Here is a 15,365-nt window from a genome sequence, read left to right as displayed (position 1 = left end):
AGACCCCGAACCACCACGAGCGAGGAGGCCATGCGTACACCCCGTAGGACCCCGATACCCGGCGCCGGGACGGCGCCCCCGCCCCCGACGCGCGGACGCCGCGCGCACGCCGGTCCGCCGGCCGACGAAGACTCCGACGAACTGCTCGGAACCCTGCCCGACGAGGTGCCCACGCGCGCGGGACGCTGGCGGTTGCGGCCGGGAACCGTCCGCGCCAAGATCGTCTGCCTGCTGATGGTGCCGGTCGTCTCGCTGCTCGCGCTGTGGGCCTACGCCACCGTCACCACGGCCCAGGACGTCGCCCGGCTGCGGCAGTTGCAGCGCGTCGACTCCCAGGTGCGCGCCCCGGTCGCCGCCGCTGTCGCAGCGCTCCAGGTCGAACGTGAGGCGGCCGTACGCCGCGCCACCGATCCGTCCTCCGTCCCGGGACTCGACCTCAGGACGCTCGGCGAGCACACCGACCGGACCGTGGCGAAGCTTCGCCTCGGGGAGCGCAACACCGTCGCCGACGGCGAGGAACTGCCCGCCGGAGTCGCGGAGCGCCTGGAAACCTTCGTCGTCGGCGTCGAACAACTGCGCACGCTGCGAGCGTCGGTGCTCGACCGCCGTACGGGATGGGCCGAGGCGTACGCGCGGTACACCGAAAGCATCTCCGAAGCCTTCGCCGTCGGCGGTGCGCTCACCGGCATCCAGGACGCCCAGCTCGGCTCCGACGCGCGTGTACTGCTCGAATTCTCCCGCGCGGGAGAGTCGTTGGCCCAGGAGGACACCGTTCTCGCCGGGGCGCGGCTCGCCGGGGCGCGGCTCGCCGGGCGGCTCGACGGACAGCGGCTGCGGCTCTTCACCGGAGCCGTCGACACGCGCCGCAACCTTCTGGAAGCCACCGCCCCGGACCTGCGCGGCCCGGAGCGAGCCAGCTGGCAGACCCTCGCGTCAGGCAGCGCGTACGCCACGTTGGCCGCCGTCGAGGACAAGGTGCTCGGCGCCCGCCCCGGCGTCAAGGCGATCGCCGCCGCGCCCGAAGCGACCTGGGCCAGAACGCACGCACGCGTGCAGAGCGGTATGCGGGCCATCGAGACGGACGCGGGCCACGACGTCGCGCACCGGGCCGATCCCTTCGCCCGGGGCCTGCTCACCCCGGCCGGCGCGGCGGTGCTCTTCGGCCTCGCCTCCGTCGTCGCCTCCCTGGTGATCTCCGTACGCATCGGACGCGGCCTCGTGGTCGAGCTGGTGAGTCTGCGCAACAGCGCCCTGGAGATCGCTCGCCACAAACTCCCGCAGGCCATGCTGAAGCTGCGCGCGGGAGAGGAGATCGACATCCGGGCCGAGGCACCCCCCGGACCGCCGGCCGAGGACGAGACCGAGCAGGTCGCGGAGGCTCTCGCCACCGTGCACCGTGCCGCGCTGCGGGCCGCCGTGGAACGCGCGGAACTCGCCAGCGGCATCTCCGGGGTCTTCGTCAACCTCGCGCGTCGCAGCCAGGTCCTCGTCCACCGCCAACTGAGCCTCCTCGACAGCATGGAGCGCAGGTCCGACGACCCGAACGAACTGAGCGACCTGTTCCGACTGGACCACCTCACCACCCGTATGCGGCGCCACGCGGAGAGCCTGATCATCCTCTCCGGAGCGGCGCCCGGCCGGGCCTGGCGTCTGCCGGTCTCCCTGACGAACGTGGTCCGCGCCGCCGTCTCCGAAGTCGAGGACTACGCGCGCGTGGAGGTACGCCAATTCCCCGAGGCGGCCGTAACGGGCGCCGCCGTCGCCGACCTCACGCATCTCCTGGCCGAGATCGTCGAGAACGCGGCCCAGTTCTCACCCCCGCACACCCGGGTGCGCGTCACCGGCGAACCGGTCGGCAACGGCTACGCCGTGGAGGTCGAGGACCGGGGCCTCGGGATGGGCCGCGAGACCCTGGCGGAGGCGAACCGCCGCATCGAACAGTCCGAGGCGCTCGACCTGTTCGACAGCGACCGACTCGGGCTCTTCGTGGTCAGCAGGCTCGCCGCGCGGCACGGCATCAAGGTGCACCTGCGGACCTCCCCCTACGGCGGGACCACCGCGGTCGTCCTGCTGCCCACAGCGCTGCTGCACGGCGGCGCGGCGGAACGCTCGCCCCGCGCGGCGGTGGACCGGGAGCGAGCTGTCGAGCGCGAGTACGCGCGCGTGCCCGCTGCCACCGCCCCGTCCCAGGAGCTGGTGCAGGCGCCGGCGGACCGACCCGCACTGGTGGCTCCCGTACAGGCCGTGGCGGAGTCGGCGTCCGAAACCCCACCGCCAGGAGTCACCGCCCTGCGGCTGCACCGTCCTCCAGAGGACCCCGGCGACGCGGAGGAGAGCGACGACCTCCCGCGGCGCGTCCGGCAGGCACACCTCGCTCCCCAACTGCGCGAACAGCGCCCGGCGGAGCCGACACGGACGCCGGGTTCCGGCAACGAGGAGAAGCGCACCCCCGAGGCCGTACGAGACCGCATGGCGGCCTACCACGACGGCTGGGTGCGGGGCGGCGGCAGGTCACCCGGCCGCGGAGCCGCCCGAGGTTCCGAAACCGGCAGAGACAGCAGTGAAGGAGACCGCGCATGATCAAGGATCCGGGCACGAGGGCGGAGCGGCGCTCCGGCGAACTCGACTGGCTGCTGGACGACCTCGTACTGCGCGTCAGCGAGGTACGGCACGCGGTGGTGCTGTCCAACGACGGGCTCGCGGTGGGCGCCTCCACCGATCTCGAACGCGAGGACGCCGAGCACCTCGCCGCCGTCGCCTCGGGCTTCCACAGCCTCGCCAAGGGCGCGGGACGGCACTTCGGCGCCGGTGGCGTGCGGCAGACCATGGTGGAGATGGACGACGGCTTCCTGTTCGTCGCGGCCGCGGGCGACGGCTCCTGCCTCGCGGTGCTCACCGCCGTGACCGCCGACATAGGCCTTGTGGCGTACGAGATGGCGCGGCTGGTGAAACGTGTGGGCGAGCACCTCCACACGGCGCCGCGGGCAGCGGCCCGTCCGCCCGCCGCCGGATGAGGCGAGAGGGCAGTCCGCACAGATGACCGAGGACACGACAGGCACCCTGCGGGAACCGGGCAGCCAGTGGTACGACAACGAGGCCGGACCCCTCGTCCGCCCGTACGCCATGACGGGCGGACGCACCAAACCCGGCCCCACGGGGGTGCGCTTCGACCTGATCGCGCTCGTCACGCTCGACCCGGGCGCTCCCGGCACGGACGACGACACGGCGCTCGGTCCCGAGCATCGGACGCTTATCGACCTGTGCCGGACGGAGACACAGTCCGTCGCCGAACTCGCCGCGGACGCAGACCTCCCCGTAGGGGTGGTCAGGGTGCTGCTCGGCGACCTCGTGGAACTGGGCTGTGTCACCGTCAGCCGTCCGGTGCCGCCCGCGCAGCTGCCCGACGAACGCATTCTGCGCGAGGTGATCGAAGGACTGAGGGCACTGTAGATGAGAGGTCCGATTCCCCGGCGAGGAGAAACCGTTGCCATGAAGCCGACCTCGCACACACGCGGCGACACCGCGCGCGGAGCCACCGCGGGAGCGCGGTACACACCTATGAACGTCGACCGTTGCCGGCCCTCCCGAGAGAAGTGAACGATGGTCTCCGAGCACTCCGACGCCACGGAGGACGAGATGTCCGCACTGGCGCTGAAGATTCTGGTCGCCGGCGGATTCGGCGTCGGCAAGACCACACTGGTCGGCGCGGTCAGTGAGATCAGGCCGCTGCGCACCGAGGAACTGCTGAGCGAGGCAGGCCAGTTGGTGGACGACACCGACGGCGTCGACCAGAAGGTCACCACGACCGTCGCCATGGACTTCGGCCGCATCACCATTCGCTCAGGCCTGTCCCTGTACCTGTTCGGTACGCCGGGCCAGGACCGCTTCTGGTTCCTGTGGGACGAACTGTCGCAGGGCGCCCTCGGGGCCGTCGTCCTCGCGGACACCCGCCGACTGGAGGACTGTTTTCCCGCCGTGGACTACTTCGAGCACCGCCACATCCCGTTCGTGGTGGCCGTCAACTGCTTCGCGGGCGCCCGCTCCTACAACGCTCAGGACGTGTCGCGCGCCCTCGACCTCGACCAGGGCACACCCGTGGTGCTCTGCGACGCCCGAGACCGTGACTCGGGCAAGGAAGTGCTGATCCGGCTGGTCGAGTACGCCGGGCGGATGCACACCGCCCGGCTGCTCGACTCCGTTAGCTGAGGCGAGGAGTACGCGAGTGGGCCGCGCCCCTCCTCAGAGGGCGAGGTCGGTCTGTGCCAGTACTTTCTCGATGCGGACGCGGACGACGAGTTCCCCGGGAACACCGTTGCGGGCGCCGAACTCCTCGGCTCGCTCCTCGCCCATGTAGCGTGCGCCGATGCGCGCGGCCCAGTGCCGGACGTCGTCCAGTTCCTCCGACAGCGTCGCCCGGCCCTGGATCACGACGTAGCCGAAGGGCGGCCGGTCGTCGTCCACGCACAGCGCTATCCGGCCGTCGCGGGCCAGGTTGCGCCCCTTCACCGTGTCCTTCCCCGTGTTGAAAACCAGGTCGTCACCGTCGAGCAGAAACCAGATCGGGGCCACGTGCGGGCTTCCGTCGGCCCGGACGCTCGACAGTTTTCCGGTGCGGGTGCCGTGCGAGACGAACGCCCGCCATTCCTCGTCAGTCATCTTCTGTGCCATGCGCCCATCCTCCTTGCTCGGAGGGCGGCCGTGGGGAAGGGTGGCTGACCGGATCCTTCGGCTTGGAGGACCTGCCGTACGGGGAGATTCGGAAACATGGCGGAGAACCAAGGACTTGGCTGGCTTCTGGACGATCTGACCGAGCGCGTCGAACACATACGACATGCGCTCGTCCTGTCGAACGACGGGCTGGTGACCGGCGCGAGCACGGGACTTCGACGTGAGGACGCCGAGCATCTGGCCGCCGTGTCGTCGGGCCTGCACAGCCTGGCGAAAGGCTCGGGACGCCACTTCGGCGCGGGCCGAGTGCGCCAGACGATGATCGAGTTCGACGACGCGGTGCTTTTCGTCACAGCGGCCGGCACCGGCAGCTGTCTGTGCGTGCTCAGCGCCGCGGAGGCCGACATCGGCCAGATCGCCTACGAGATGACACTGCTCGTCAATCGGGTCGGCGAACACCTCGACGTGGATGCCAGGCAACCCGAAAACATTCCGACATCGGACAGTTGACCTGCGGATATGTCATTCCGGCGAGAGTTATCCACAGCCTTGCCGGACCGGGCGCCAATCCGGATACGGTTTTTCCCGAGGCCGGCGCACACGGCGCGGGCCATCCACTCCACGGGGGAGACCGACCATGTCAGGTGTCAGCATCACGCGACCTGCTCAGACCGCCACCGCACCGCCCACCGGCACGATCCGAACCCCCGGCGCGCCCTTCACACCGAGCCGTGCCGCACGTGAACTCGGTTTGAAACGGCGCGAGTTCGATCTCGCCGTCCACCTCGGGTGCGTCCGGACCCTTCCTGACGAAGGGGGCGGCGGTCGGCGCGTCGACCGTGACGAGATCCACCGGCTGCGCAACGACGCACACTTCCCCGAGACGCTGCGCGAACGCGTCCGGGCGGTGGGCACGGCCGACGGCGCGAAGCTCATGGATGTGACGCCCACCCGGTTCACCCGCCTGGCGCGACTGGGCCTGGTGACACCAGTGACCTTCTACCTCAATCGCTACCGGGCCGTGGTGTGGCTGTATCTCGCCGACGAACTACGGCAGTTCGCGGTCGGCAAGGACAGCGCCCCGCTGCTGACCGGCCGCACCTCGCGGAGCCAGCGGGACCAACTCGAAGCAGGCCTGGACCTGCGGCCCCGCAACTGGCGGGGACGGCAACTGGGATTCCTGCTCCGCCCGGCCGACGATCCGTGGGCGCGGGCCGCGGTCGTGGCGTCCTTCCTCGACCCCGCCCAGGTGGCGGAAATCGTGGACGACCCCTACGAACGCGCCCATGTGAACCGCTTGCGGCCGGAACAGCCGGCCCACGGCGTGCCGGGTTCGCCCACCGCCGGTCTCGCCGAACGGATCATGACGGCGGACGATCCGGACGAGATCCTCTGGCTTCGCGCGGACCTGACCGTAACCCTCGCCGAGGCCCGCGACCACCGACCCGCACCGCGCCCAACGTCGGAACAGGCCCCGCCCGCGCACGAAGCGCCCGAACAGGACCGCGCCCGGCCTGTGCCCCCGCCGCAGGACAGCCGACCCGAGGTGTCCGGGCAATCCGGGGTACCGGAGCGAACCCGTGGCCTGTTGGGTCGCCTGAGCGGCAGAAACCCACGCCCCGCACGGGACCGCAAGCGCGCCGCGCGGGTCTGAGCCCGACGCTCAGCCCAGTTTCCGGAACAACCCCTCCTGGACCACGGAGACGAGCAGCCTGCCCTCGACGTCGTAGATCCGGCCGCGGGCCAGCCCGCGCCCACCTGTGGCGATGGGCGACTCCTGGTCGTACAGAAACCACTCGTCCGCGCGGAACGGCCGGTGGAACCACATCGCGTGGTCCAGCGAGGCCATGTCGAAGGTCCGCGGGCCGAACAGGGGCTCCACCGGGAGACGGACCGCGTCCAGCAGCGTCATGTCGCTGGCGTACGTCAGCGCGCAGGTGTGGACGAGCGGGTCGTCCCCCAGCGGGCCGACGGTGCGCATCCACACCGCACTGCGCGGCTCCAACTGCTGGACCTCCTCGGGGGTCCAGAGCAATCGGTCCACATAACGGATGTCGAAGGGCTGACGGCGCGCCATACGTTCGAACTGCTCGGGCAGCGCGCCGAGATGCTCCTTGATCTCCTGGGTGACGTTCGGCAGGGACTCCGGATCGGGGACCTTCCGGGCCGGCGGCAGCTGATGTTCGAAGCTGCCTTCCTCGGGTCTGTGAAAGGAGGCGGTCAGATTGAAGATCGTGCGGCCCTGCTGCACAGCCGTGACCCGCCGGGTCGTGAACGACCGGCCGTCACGGACCCGTTCGACCTGGTACACGATCGGCACGCCCGGACGGCCCGGGCGCAGGAAGTACGCGTGCAGCGAGTGCACAGGACGCTCGCCGTCCGTGGTGCGCCCGGCGGCGACCAGCGCCTGGCCCGCCACCTGGCCGCCGAAGACCCGCTGGAGGGATTCGTCGGGGCTGCGGCCACGGAAGATGTTGACCTCGATCTGCTCCAGGTCCAGCAGGTCGACGAGTCTCTCGGCTGCGTTCGTCATGGGTGCGATTCTCCTGTGTTCACAGCTGACCGACGGCCGTTACCTTGATGACCGCACGGCCCTCCGCGTCGGATGCCACGAGGTCGACCTCCGCGCTGATGCCCCAGTCGTGGTCGCCGTTCGGGTCGGCGAAGGTCTGGCGGACGCGCCACAGCCTGTTCTGCGGCTCCTCCTCGATCATCAGCAGCCGGGGGCCGCGGGCGTCGGGGCCGGTGCCGAGGTCCTCGTACTCGTCCCAGTACTTGTCCATCGCCTCACCCCACGCGTCGGCGTCCCAGCCTGCCTCCGCGTCCAGTTCGCCGAGGGCCCCCACCTGGTCGAGGGCGGCCAGTTCGACGCGGCGGAACATGGCATTGCGGACGAGTACACGGAACGCGCGCGCGTTGGCCGTGACCGGCTTGACCTGGTCCGCCTTCTCCTGGGCCTCTTCGGCGGTCATCACCTCCGGGTTGGCGAGCTGTTCCCACTCGTCCAGGAGGCTGGAGTCGACCTGACGCACCATCTCGCCCAGCCAGGCGATCAGATCCTGCAGGTCCTCGGACTTGAGGTCGTCGGGGACGGTGTGGTCGAGGGCCTTGAAGGCGCCGGCGAGATAGCGCAGCACGATGCCCTCGGTGCGGGCCAGATCGTAGTGGGAGACCAACTCGGTGAAGGACATGGCGCGTTCGTACATGTCCCGGATGACGGACTTGGGGGAGAGAGGATGATCGCCGACCCACGGGTGGCTCTTGCGGTAGGTGTCGTAGGCGTGGAAGAGCAGCTCTTCCAACGGCTTCGGGTACGAGACGTCCTGAAGGCGCTCCATGCGCTCCTCGTACTCGACGCCGTCCGCCTTCATCAACGCGACGGCCTCACCTCGCGCCTTGTTCTGCTGGGCCGCGAGAATCTGGCGCGGGTCGTCCAGCGTGGACTCCACCACCGACACCATGTCCAGCGCGTACGACGGCGACTCCGGGTCCAGGAGCTCGAACGAGGCCAGCGCGAAGGTCGACAGCGGCTGGTTCAGCGCGAAGTCCTGCTGGAGATCCACCGTCAGGCGCACGATGCGTCCCGTCGGGTCGGGCTCGTCCAGCTTCTCGACGACACCGCCGTCCAGCAGCGAGCGGTAGATGGCGATCGCGCGCCGGATGTGCCGCAGCTGCTGCTTGCGCGGCTCGTGATTGTCCTCCAGCAGATGCCGCATCGCGTCGAAGGCGTTGCCGGGGCGGGCGATCACCGACAGCAGCATGGTGTGAGTCACCCGGAAGCGGGAGGTCAGCGGCTCAGGATCGGAGGTGATCAGCTTGTCGAAGGTGCTCTCCGTCCAGCCGACGAAACCCTCGGGCGCCTTCTTGCGGACCACCTTGCGGCGCTTCTTCGGGTCGTCGCCCGCCTTGGCGAGCGACTTCTCGTTCTCGATGACGTGCTCGGGCGCCTGCGCGACGACGAAGCCCGCCGTGTCGAAGCCCGCGCGGCCCGCCCGGCCGGCGATCTGGTGGAACTCACGCGCGCGCAGGGTCCGTACGCGATTGCCGTCGTACTTCGTCAGCGCCGTGAACAGCACCGTACGGATGGGCACATTGACGCCGACGCCGAGGGTGTCCGTGCCGCAGATGACCTTCAACAGGCCTGCCTGGGCCAGCTTCTCGACCAGTCGGCGGTATTTGGGAAGCATGCCGGCGTGATGGACACCGATGCCGTGCCGGACGTAACGGGACAGGTTCTGGCCGAACTTGGTGGTGAAGCGGAAGTTGCCGATCAGGTCGGCGATCTTGTCCTTCTCCTCACGCGTGCACATGTTGATACTCATCAGCGCCTGCGCCCGCTCCACCGCCTGCGCCTGGGTGAAGTGCACGATGTAGACGGGCGCCTGCCTCGTCTCCAGCAGCTCCGTCAGCGTCTCGGTCATGGGCGTCAGCTTGTACTCGTACGACAGCGGGACCGGACGGGTCGCCGAGCGGACCACCGAGGTCGGGCGGCCGGTGCGGCGGGTGAGGTCCTTCTCGAACATCGCGACGTCGCCGAGCGTCGCCGACATCAGGATGAACTGCGCCTGCGGCAGCTCGAGGATCGGGATCTGCCAGGCCCAGCCGCGGTCGCCCTCGGCGTAGAAGTGGAACTCGTCCATCACGACCTGGTTGACATCCGCCTGCTTGCCGTCGCGCAGCGCGATGGACGCCAGCACCTCGGCCGTGCAGCAGATGACGGGGGCGTCGGAGTTGACGGAGGCGTCGCCGGTCAGCATGCCGACGTTCTCCGTGCCGAAGATCTTGCACAGCTCGAAGAACTTCTCCGAGACCAGGGCCTTGATCGGAGCGGTGTAGAAGGTGACCTCGTCCCGGGCCAGCGCGGCGAAGTGCGCGCCCGCCGCGATCATGCTCTTGCCGGACCCGGTGGGCGTCGACACGATCACGTTCGCACCCGAGACCACCTCGATCAGCGCCTCCTCCTGGTGCGGGTAGAGCGTGAGACCGCGCTCCTGGGCCCACGACTCGAAGGCTTCGTAGAGGGCGTCGGGGTCTGCGGTCGGCGGCAGCTGATCGATGAGGGTCACGCCCCCATCTTGCCTGTGATCCCAGGTGAAGGGGGAATCGGATGCGAGTCCGAAGATCACGGCCGCTACGCTGTGTCGCCGACGGAGCGTCAGCGCTCCCGGTCAACTGGACAGCGGCGTACGAGGAATAGGGCGGAACACGGCCATGATGGGACCAGCACACTCACTCTCGGGGGCCGCTGCCTGGCTCGGTGTCGGAGCCGCCGCGGCCGCGGCGGGCAAGCCGATGCCCTGGCCGGTGGTCCTGGTCGGTGCCCTGATCTGCGCCGGTGCCGCACTCGCCCCGGATCTCGACCACAAGGCGGCGACGATCTCGCGGGCCTTCGGACCGATCTCGCGCGGGCTGTGCGAGATCGTCGACAAGCTCTCCTACGCCGTCTACAAGGCAACGAAGAAGCAGGGCGATCCGCGCCGCTCGGGCGGGCACCGGACACTGACGCACACCTGGCTGTGGGCGGTCCTGATCGGCGTGGGCGCCTCCGCCGTCGCGATCACCGGGGGCCGCTGGGGGGTGCTGGCGCTCCTCTTCGTGCACATCGTGCTCGCCATCGAAGGCCTGCTGTGGCGGGCGACCCGTGGCTCCAGCGCCGACATCCTGGTCTGGCTGCTGGCCGCGACCAGTGCCTGGATCCTGGCCGGTGTGCTGGACAAGCCGGGCAACGGCTCGGACTGGCTGTTCACCGACCCGGGGCAGACGTACCTGTGGCTCGGGCTGCCGATCGTGCTGGGCGCGCTGGTGCACGACATCGGGGACGCGCTGACAGTGTCCGGCTGCCCGGTCCTGTGGCCGATCCCGATCGGCCGCAAGCGCTGGTACCCGATCGGTCCGCCGAAGGCGCTGCGGTTCCGGGCGGGCAGCTGGGTCGAGCTGAAGGTGCTCATGCCGGCGTTCATGCTGCTCGGGGGAGTGGGCTGCGCGGCGGCGCTCAACTTCATCTGAGGCCGATGCGCCGGACACCGGCTGCTGAGACGGTGGTCTCAGTTCTGGCCCTCCGCGCCGCCGTATCGCCGTTCGAACGCGGCGACGCGGCCCTCGGTGTCCACCGTCCGCGCCTTGCCGGTGTAGAACGGGTGGCTCTCCGAGGAGATCTCCACATCCACGACCGGGTACGTCTCGCCGTCGTCCCACTCGATGGTCTGTTCGCTCGTCGCGGTGGACCGGGTCAGGAAGGCGTATCCGGCGGCCCGGTCCCGGAAGACGACCGGCTGGTAGGCGGGCTGCTTGTCCTGGTGCATGAGTGTTCTCCTCGCTCGAACGGTCGACGGCACCACCGGGCCCTGGGGACAGGGGGACGGTCAGCCGGACAGGGCGTCCTCGTCGACGATGTGCATCGCGGCCTCTTCAGCCGAGGCCGCGGCGCCATCGATACCCACGTCGGTGGCGATCAGTCCGCTCTCCCCGTCCTCGTGCGCGCCCTCGTTCGGGGCCACCAGACGACCGGAGCGGGCGGCGCCCACCTCGTTGTCCAGCGGCTCGCCGTCGGTCCCCGCGCAGTCGCCGATGCCGTCGCCGTCCGCTGCCGCGATGTCCGGCAGTTCCTCGGCAAGGCGTTGGTCCAGGGTCTCGCCGCGGCGACGCTCCGCCGCCGTCACACCGGAGCGCTCCACCGCCCAGGGCCGGTCCGGAGGGGACCAGCCGCGGTCGAGGGGGTCATCGACTCCGTCGGTGACCAGGGTGTCCTCGGCGTCCAGCAGACCCGCGTCGTCCTGTACCTCGGATCCGTCGGGCTGGTAGACGTCGTCTCCCCATCCCTCGTCACTGTCCACGGGTACCTCCAGGTGCGTGGGGACCGGCCCCGGCGCCGCCCACAGGGGCGGGCAGCCGCTTCCAGCGTTCCACTCATCGTCGGGACCGCGCAACGGGACGACGCCGACCCGGCCCCGTCCCGCCGCCCGGTCACCGGTGATTCACCCGTGCCACGACCGCCACAGTGCCGCGTAGGCCCCGTCCGCCGCGACCAGCTCGTCGTGGCTGCCCAGCTCGCTGATCCGGCCGTTCTCCACGACGGCGATGACGTCCGCGTCATGGGCCGTATGCAGCCGGTGGGCGATGGCGACGACCGTACGGCCGTCCAGGACCCGGGCCAGGGACCGCTCCAGATGACGGGCCGCGCGCGGGTCGAGGAGCGAGGTCGCCTCGTCCAGGACCAGCGTGTGCGGGTCGGCCAGGACCAGCCGGGCCAGCGCGATCTGCTGGGCCTGCGCCGGGGTGAGCGCGGAGCCGCCCGATCCGACCTCGGTGTCCAGGCCCTCGTCCAGCGCCCGGGCCCAGCCGTCCGCGTCGACCGCGCCCAGCGCCGCCCACAGCTCGGCGTCCCCCGCGTCCGTACGGGCGAGCAGCAGGTTGTCGCGCAGGGAGCCGACGAAGACGTGGTGCTCCTGGTTGACCAGCGCGACGTGCGAGCGGACCTCCTCGGCGGGCATCCTCGACAGTTCGGCGCCGCCCATCGTGATACGGCCGGTCCGGGGGGCGTAGATCCCGGCGAGCAGCCTGCCCAGCGTGGACTTGCCCGCGCCCGAGGGACCCACCAGAGCCAGCCGGGTGCCGGGCGCGACCTCCAGGGAGACCTTGCGCAGTACGTCCACGCCCTCCCGGTAGCCGAAGTGCACCTCGTCCGCGTGCACGTCCCGGCCCTCCGGGGCCAGCGAGGAGTCCCCGGCGTCCGGCTCGATGTCCCGGACTCCGACCAGCCGGGCCAGCGACACCTGGGCGACCTGGAGCTCGTCGTACCAGCGCAGGATGATTCCCACCGGGTCGACGAGCATCTGGGCGAGCAGTGCGCTGGTGGTCAGCTGGCCCACGTCGATCCAGCCCTGGAGCACGAACACCCCGCCGATCATGAGCACCGAGCACAGCACGGTCACATGGGTGGCGTTGATGACCGGGAAGAGCACGCACCGCAGCCACAGCGTGTAGCGCTCCCAGGCCGTCCACTCACGGACCCGCCGGTCCGACAGCTCGATCCGGCGGTCGCCCAGGCGGTGGGCCTCGATCGTCCGCCCGGCGTCCACGGTCTCCGCGAGCACGGCGGCGACAGCGGCGTACCCGGCGGCCTCCGCGCGGTAGCCGGAGGGGGCGCGCCGGAAGTACCAGCGGCAGCCGACCGCCAGCAGCGGCACGGCGAGGAGTACGGCGGGCGCCAGCGGCGGCGCGGTGACGACGAGGCCGCCGAGCAGCAGCGCCGCCCAGACCACGCCGATGGCGAGCTGCGGCACCGCCTCGCGCATCGCGTTGGCGAGCCGGTCGATGTCGGTCGTGATGCGGGAGAGCAGGTCACCCGTGCCCGCCCGCTCCAGGACACCCGGCGGCAGCCCGACCGCCCGGACGAGGAAGTCCTCGCGCAGGTCGGCCAGCATCCGCTCGCCGAGCATCGCGCCGCGCAACCGCACCTGCCGTACGAACACGGCCTGCATGACCAGCGCGACGGCGAACAGGCCGACGGTGAGCTCCAGATGGAGTTCCCGGGTGTGGTCCGAGACCCGTTCGACGAGGTCACCCAGCAGATAGGGGCCGGCCATGGAGGCCAGGACGGAGACCGTGTTGACCGTGACCAGGAGCAGGAAGGCACGGCGGTGCCTGCGGAACAGTTCTGCCACGTAGGCGCGTACGGTCGCGGGGGCGCCGACCGGCAGGGTGCTCGCCGTTGTCGGGGCCGCCGGGTCGTACGCCGGTGGCGCCACGCCGATCATGCCGTCTCTCCGATTTCCTTGAGTTCATCCAGCTCATCCAGCTCATTCAGCCTGTTGAGCTCATTCAGGTCGTGCGGCTCCTCGCCGACGGACGCCTCGTCCTCGGTCTCCCGGGTCACCACGGCCCGGTATCGCGGAACCTTGTTCACCAGTTCGCGGTGCATACCGACGGCCGCGACCTCGCCGTCGTGGACCAGCACGACCCGGTCGGCGTGGTCGAGGAGCAGCGGTGAGGAGGTGAACACGACCGTAGTCCGGCCTGCGCGCAACTCCCGCACCCCGTCCGCGATCCGGGCCTCGGTGTGCGAGTCGACGGCCGAGGTCGGTTCGTCGAGTACGAGCACCTCGGGGTCCGTGATCAGCGACCGGGCCAGCGCAAGCCGCTGGCGCTGCCCGCCCGACAACGACCGCCCGCGCTCGGTGATCCGCGCGTCCAACGGGTCCTCGGCGTCCAGCGAGCCCTGCACGAGCGCCTCCAGCACGTCGCCGCACTGCGCGGCGGCCAGCGCGTCCGCGGCGCTCACCGCACCCGAGGAGGGCACGTCGAGCAGCTCGCGCAGCGAACCGGAGAGCAGCACAGGGTCCTTGTCCTGGACGAGGACGGCCGTGCGGGTGCTGGAGAGCGGCAGCTCGTCCAGCGGTACGCCACCGAGGCGTGCCGAGGTGCCCTTCTCGGAAGGGTGTCCGCCGAGCCGCTCCGCCAGCAGACCCGCCGCGTCCGGATCGCCGCACACCACGGCGGTCAGACACCCGGCGGGTGCCAGCAGCCCGGTAGCGGGGTCGTACAGATCCCCGGTCGGCACCGCCGCGTCGAGTGAGCCCGCGGTGTCCGTGGCGCGCTCCAGGGACAGCACCCGCGCGGCCCGTTTCGCGGAGGGCCGGGAGAAGGAGTACGCCATGGCGATCTCCTCGAAGTGCCGCAGCGGATACGACAGCAGCATGACCGCGCTGTACACGGTGACCAGTTCCCCGACGGTGATCCGGCCCTGCCGGGCCAGGTGTACGCCGTGCCAGACGACCGCGATCATCAGCAGGCCCGGCAGCAGCACCTGGATCGCCGAGATCAGTGCCCACATACGGGCGCTGCGCACGGCCGCGTGCCGTACCTCCTGCGAGGCCCGGCGATAGCGGTCGAGGAAGAGTTCCTCGCCGCCGATGCCACGCAGCACCCGCAGTCCCGCGACGGTGTCCGAGGCCAGTTCGGTGGCGCGGCCCGCCTTCTCGCGCTGGAAGTCGGCCCGCCGGGTGGCCCTGGGCAGCAGCGGCAGTACCGCGAGGGCGAGGACCGGGATGCCCACGGCGACGACGATGCCGAGTGCCGGCTGGTAGACGTACAGGCCGACGCAGACAAGGCCGACGGTCAGGGCGGCGGCGGTGAACCGGGAGACGGCCTCGACGAACCAGCCGATCTTCTCCACGTCCCCGGTGGAGACGGCGACGATCTCACCGGCCGCGACCCGCCGCGTCAGCGCGGAGCCCAGCTGGGCGGTCCTGCGGGCCAGCAGTTGCTGGACCCGGGCGGCGGCCGTGATCCAGTTGGTGACCGCGGCCCGGTGCAACATGCTGTCGCCGAGCGCGATGGCGCCGCCGCACAGCACCATCAGCCCGCCCGCGAGGGCCAGCTTCTGGCCCGAGCGGTCGACGACCGCCTGGACGGCGAACCCGACGCCGAAGGGCAGCCCGGAGACGGCCACGAAGTGCAGCAGTCCCCAGGCGAGGGCGGTGAGCTGCCCGCCGAGCTGGTTGCGGAAGAGCCACCACAGAAATCTGGGGCCGGAGCGTGCGTCGGGTACACCGGGGTCCGGATACGGAAGGTCTTGGATCTTCATGACGTCCCAGTGGCTCGCATCTCGCATGAGGGGGTGAATGTGGGGTGATCGTGGGGGGTGGGAGGGGCCGGAAAGGCCGACAACGGGCCGTGAAAGGTTCGCGTCACACCGT

Annotated in this window: 14 protein-coding genes; 7 read left to right on the top strand and 7 right to left on the bottom strand. The window is 70.7% G+C overall.

The genetic code is table 11. The features are described from left to right. Positions 1 to 30: 30 nt before the first annotated feature. From OG241_RS04680 to OG241_RS04665, 4 genes are all read left to right on the top strand, one after another. The gene (locus tag OG241_RS04680; protein WP_405813827.1) at positions 31 to 2,580 is read left to right on the top strand and encodes a nitrate- and nitrite sensing domain-containing protein; all 2,550 of its coding nucleotides are present in this window, start codon (positions 31 to 33) and stop codon (positions 2,578 to 2,580) included. Next, positions 2,577 to 3,014, top strand: coding sequence for a roadblock/LC7 domain-containing protein (locus OG241_RS04675; protein WP_006382676.1), 438 nt, complete (start codon positions 2,577 to 2,579; stop codon positions 3,012 to 3,014). The genes OG241_RS04680 and OG241_RS04675 overlap by 4 nt, the downstream gene beginning before the upstream one ends. A 22-nt stretch (positions 3,015 to 3,036) precedes the next feature. Further along, on the top strand, positions 3,037 to 3,450 hold the full coding sequence (locus OG241_RS04670; RefSeq protein ID WP_405813826.1) for a DUF742 domain-containing protein: 414 nt from the start codon (positions 3,037 to 3,039) through the stop codon (positions 3,448 to 3,450). Positions 3,451 to 3,600: 150 nt separating this feature from the next. Further along, a complete protein-coding gene (locus OG241_RS04665; protein WP_405813824.1) occupies positions 3,601 to 4,206 on the top strand; it encodes a GTP-binding protein in 606 nt (201 codons plus the stop codon). A gap of 33 nt (positions 4,207 to 4,239) precedes the next feature. On the opposite strand, the gene OG241_RS04660 is transcribed toward OG241_RS04665, so the two are convergent. Then, complete coding sequence (locus OG241_RS04660) at positions 4,240 to 4,668, bottom strand: PPOX class F420-dependent oxidoreductase (RefSeq protein WP_405813823.1); 429 nt, start codon at positions 4,666 to 4,668, stop codon at positions 4,240 to 4,242. Between the two features lie 96 nt (positions 4,669 to 4,764). Here OG241_RS04660 and OG241_RS04655 point away from each other — a divergent pair, with 96 nt between their 5' ends. Both OG241_RS04655 and OG241_RS04650 read left to right on the top strand, forming a co-directional pair. Beyond that, on the top strand, positions 4,765 to 5,178 hold the full coding sequence (locus OG241_RS04655; RefSeq protein WP_405813821.1) for a roadblock/LC7 domain-containing protein: 414 nt from the start codon (positions 4,765 to 4,767) through the stop codon (positions 5,176 to 5,178). 127 nt (positions 5,179 to 5,305) lie between these two features. After that, complete coding sequence (locus tag OG241_RS04650) at positions 5,306 to 6,322, top strand: DUF6397 family protein (protein WP_405813819.1); 1,017 nt, start codon at positions 5,306 to 5,308, stop codon at positions 6,320 to 6,322. A gap of 9 nt (positions 6,323 to 6,331) precedes the next feature. Here the strand turns inward: OG241_RS04650 and OG241_RS04645 are convergent, their stop codons facing one another. Further along, entirely contained in the window at positions 6,332 to 7,201 is an 870-nt protein-coding gene (locus tag OG241_RS04645) for an acyl-CoA thioesterase (RefSeq protein ID WP_405813818.1), read from the bottom strand. 19 nt (positions 7,202 to 7,220) lie between these two features. Further along, entirely contained in the window at positions 7,221 to 9,734 is a 2,514-nt protein-coding gene (locus OG241_RS04640; protein WP_405813817.1) for a DEAD/DEAH box helicase, read from the bottom strand. A 145-nt stretch (positions 9,735 to 9,879) separates the two neighbouring features. Here OG241_RS04640 and OG241_RS04635 point away from each other — a divergent pair, with 145 nt between their 5' ends. After that, a complete protein-coding gene (locus OG241_RS04635) occupies positions 9,880 to 10,674 on the top strand; it encodes a metal-dependent hydrolase (RefSeq protein WP_405813816.1) in 795 nt (264 codons plus the stop codon). 38 nt (positions 10,675 to 10,712) lie between these two features. Here OG241_RS04635 and OG241_RS04630 read toward each other — a convergent pair whose 3' ends face one another. The 4 genes from OG241_RS04630 to OG241_RS04615 all read right to left on the bottom strand — a co-directional run bounded on the left by OG241_RS04630 (position 10,713) and on the right by OG241_RS04615 (position 15,253). Beyond that, on the bottom strand, positions 10,713 to 10,970 hold the full coding sequence (locus OG241_RS04630) for a type B 50S ribosomal protein L31 (RefSeq protein WP_405813814.1): 258 nt from the start codon (positions 10,968 to 10,970) through the stop codon (positions 10,713 to 10,715). Positions 10,971 to 11,030: 60 nt separating this feature from the next. Then, the gene (locus OG241_RS04625) at positions 11,031 to 11,501 is read right to left on the bottom strand and encodes a DUF5709 domain-containing protein (protein ID WP_405813812.1); all 471 of its coding nucleotides are present in this window, start codon (positions 11,499 to 11,501) and stop codon (positions 11,031 to 11,033) included. Between the two features lie 141 nt (positions 11,502 to 11,642). Further along, complete coding sequence (locus tag OG241_RS04620) at positions 11,643 to 13,424, bottom strand: ABC transporter ATP-binding protein (protein ID WP_405813811.1); 1,782 nt, start codon at positions 13,422 to 13,424, stop codon at positions 11,643 to 11,645. Then, positions 13,421 to 15,253 (bottom strand): ABC transporter transmembrane domain-containing protein, encoded by a 1,833-nt coding sequence (locus OG241_RS04615; protein WP_405826046.1) that lies wholly within the window; start codon positions 15,251 to 15,253, stop codon positions 13,421 to 13,423. Before OG241_RS04615 ends, OG241_RS04620 begins: the two co-directional genes overlap by 4 nt. Positions 15,254 to 15,365 lie beyond the last annotated feature (112 nt).

This window comes from Streptomyces sp. NBC_01390 (assembly GCF_045040105.1).
Classification (GTDB): domain Bacteria; phylum Actinomycetota; class Actinomycetes; order Streptomycetales; family Streptomycetaceae; genus Streptomyces.
Note: the sequence above shows the minus strand (reverse complement) of the source record. Positions and strands in the feature narration are given on the sequence as shown.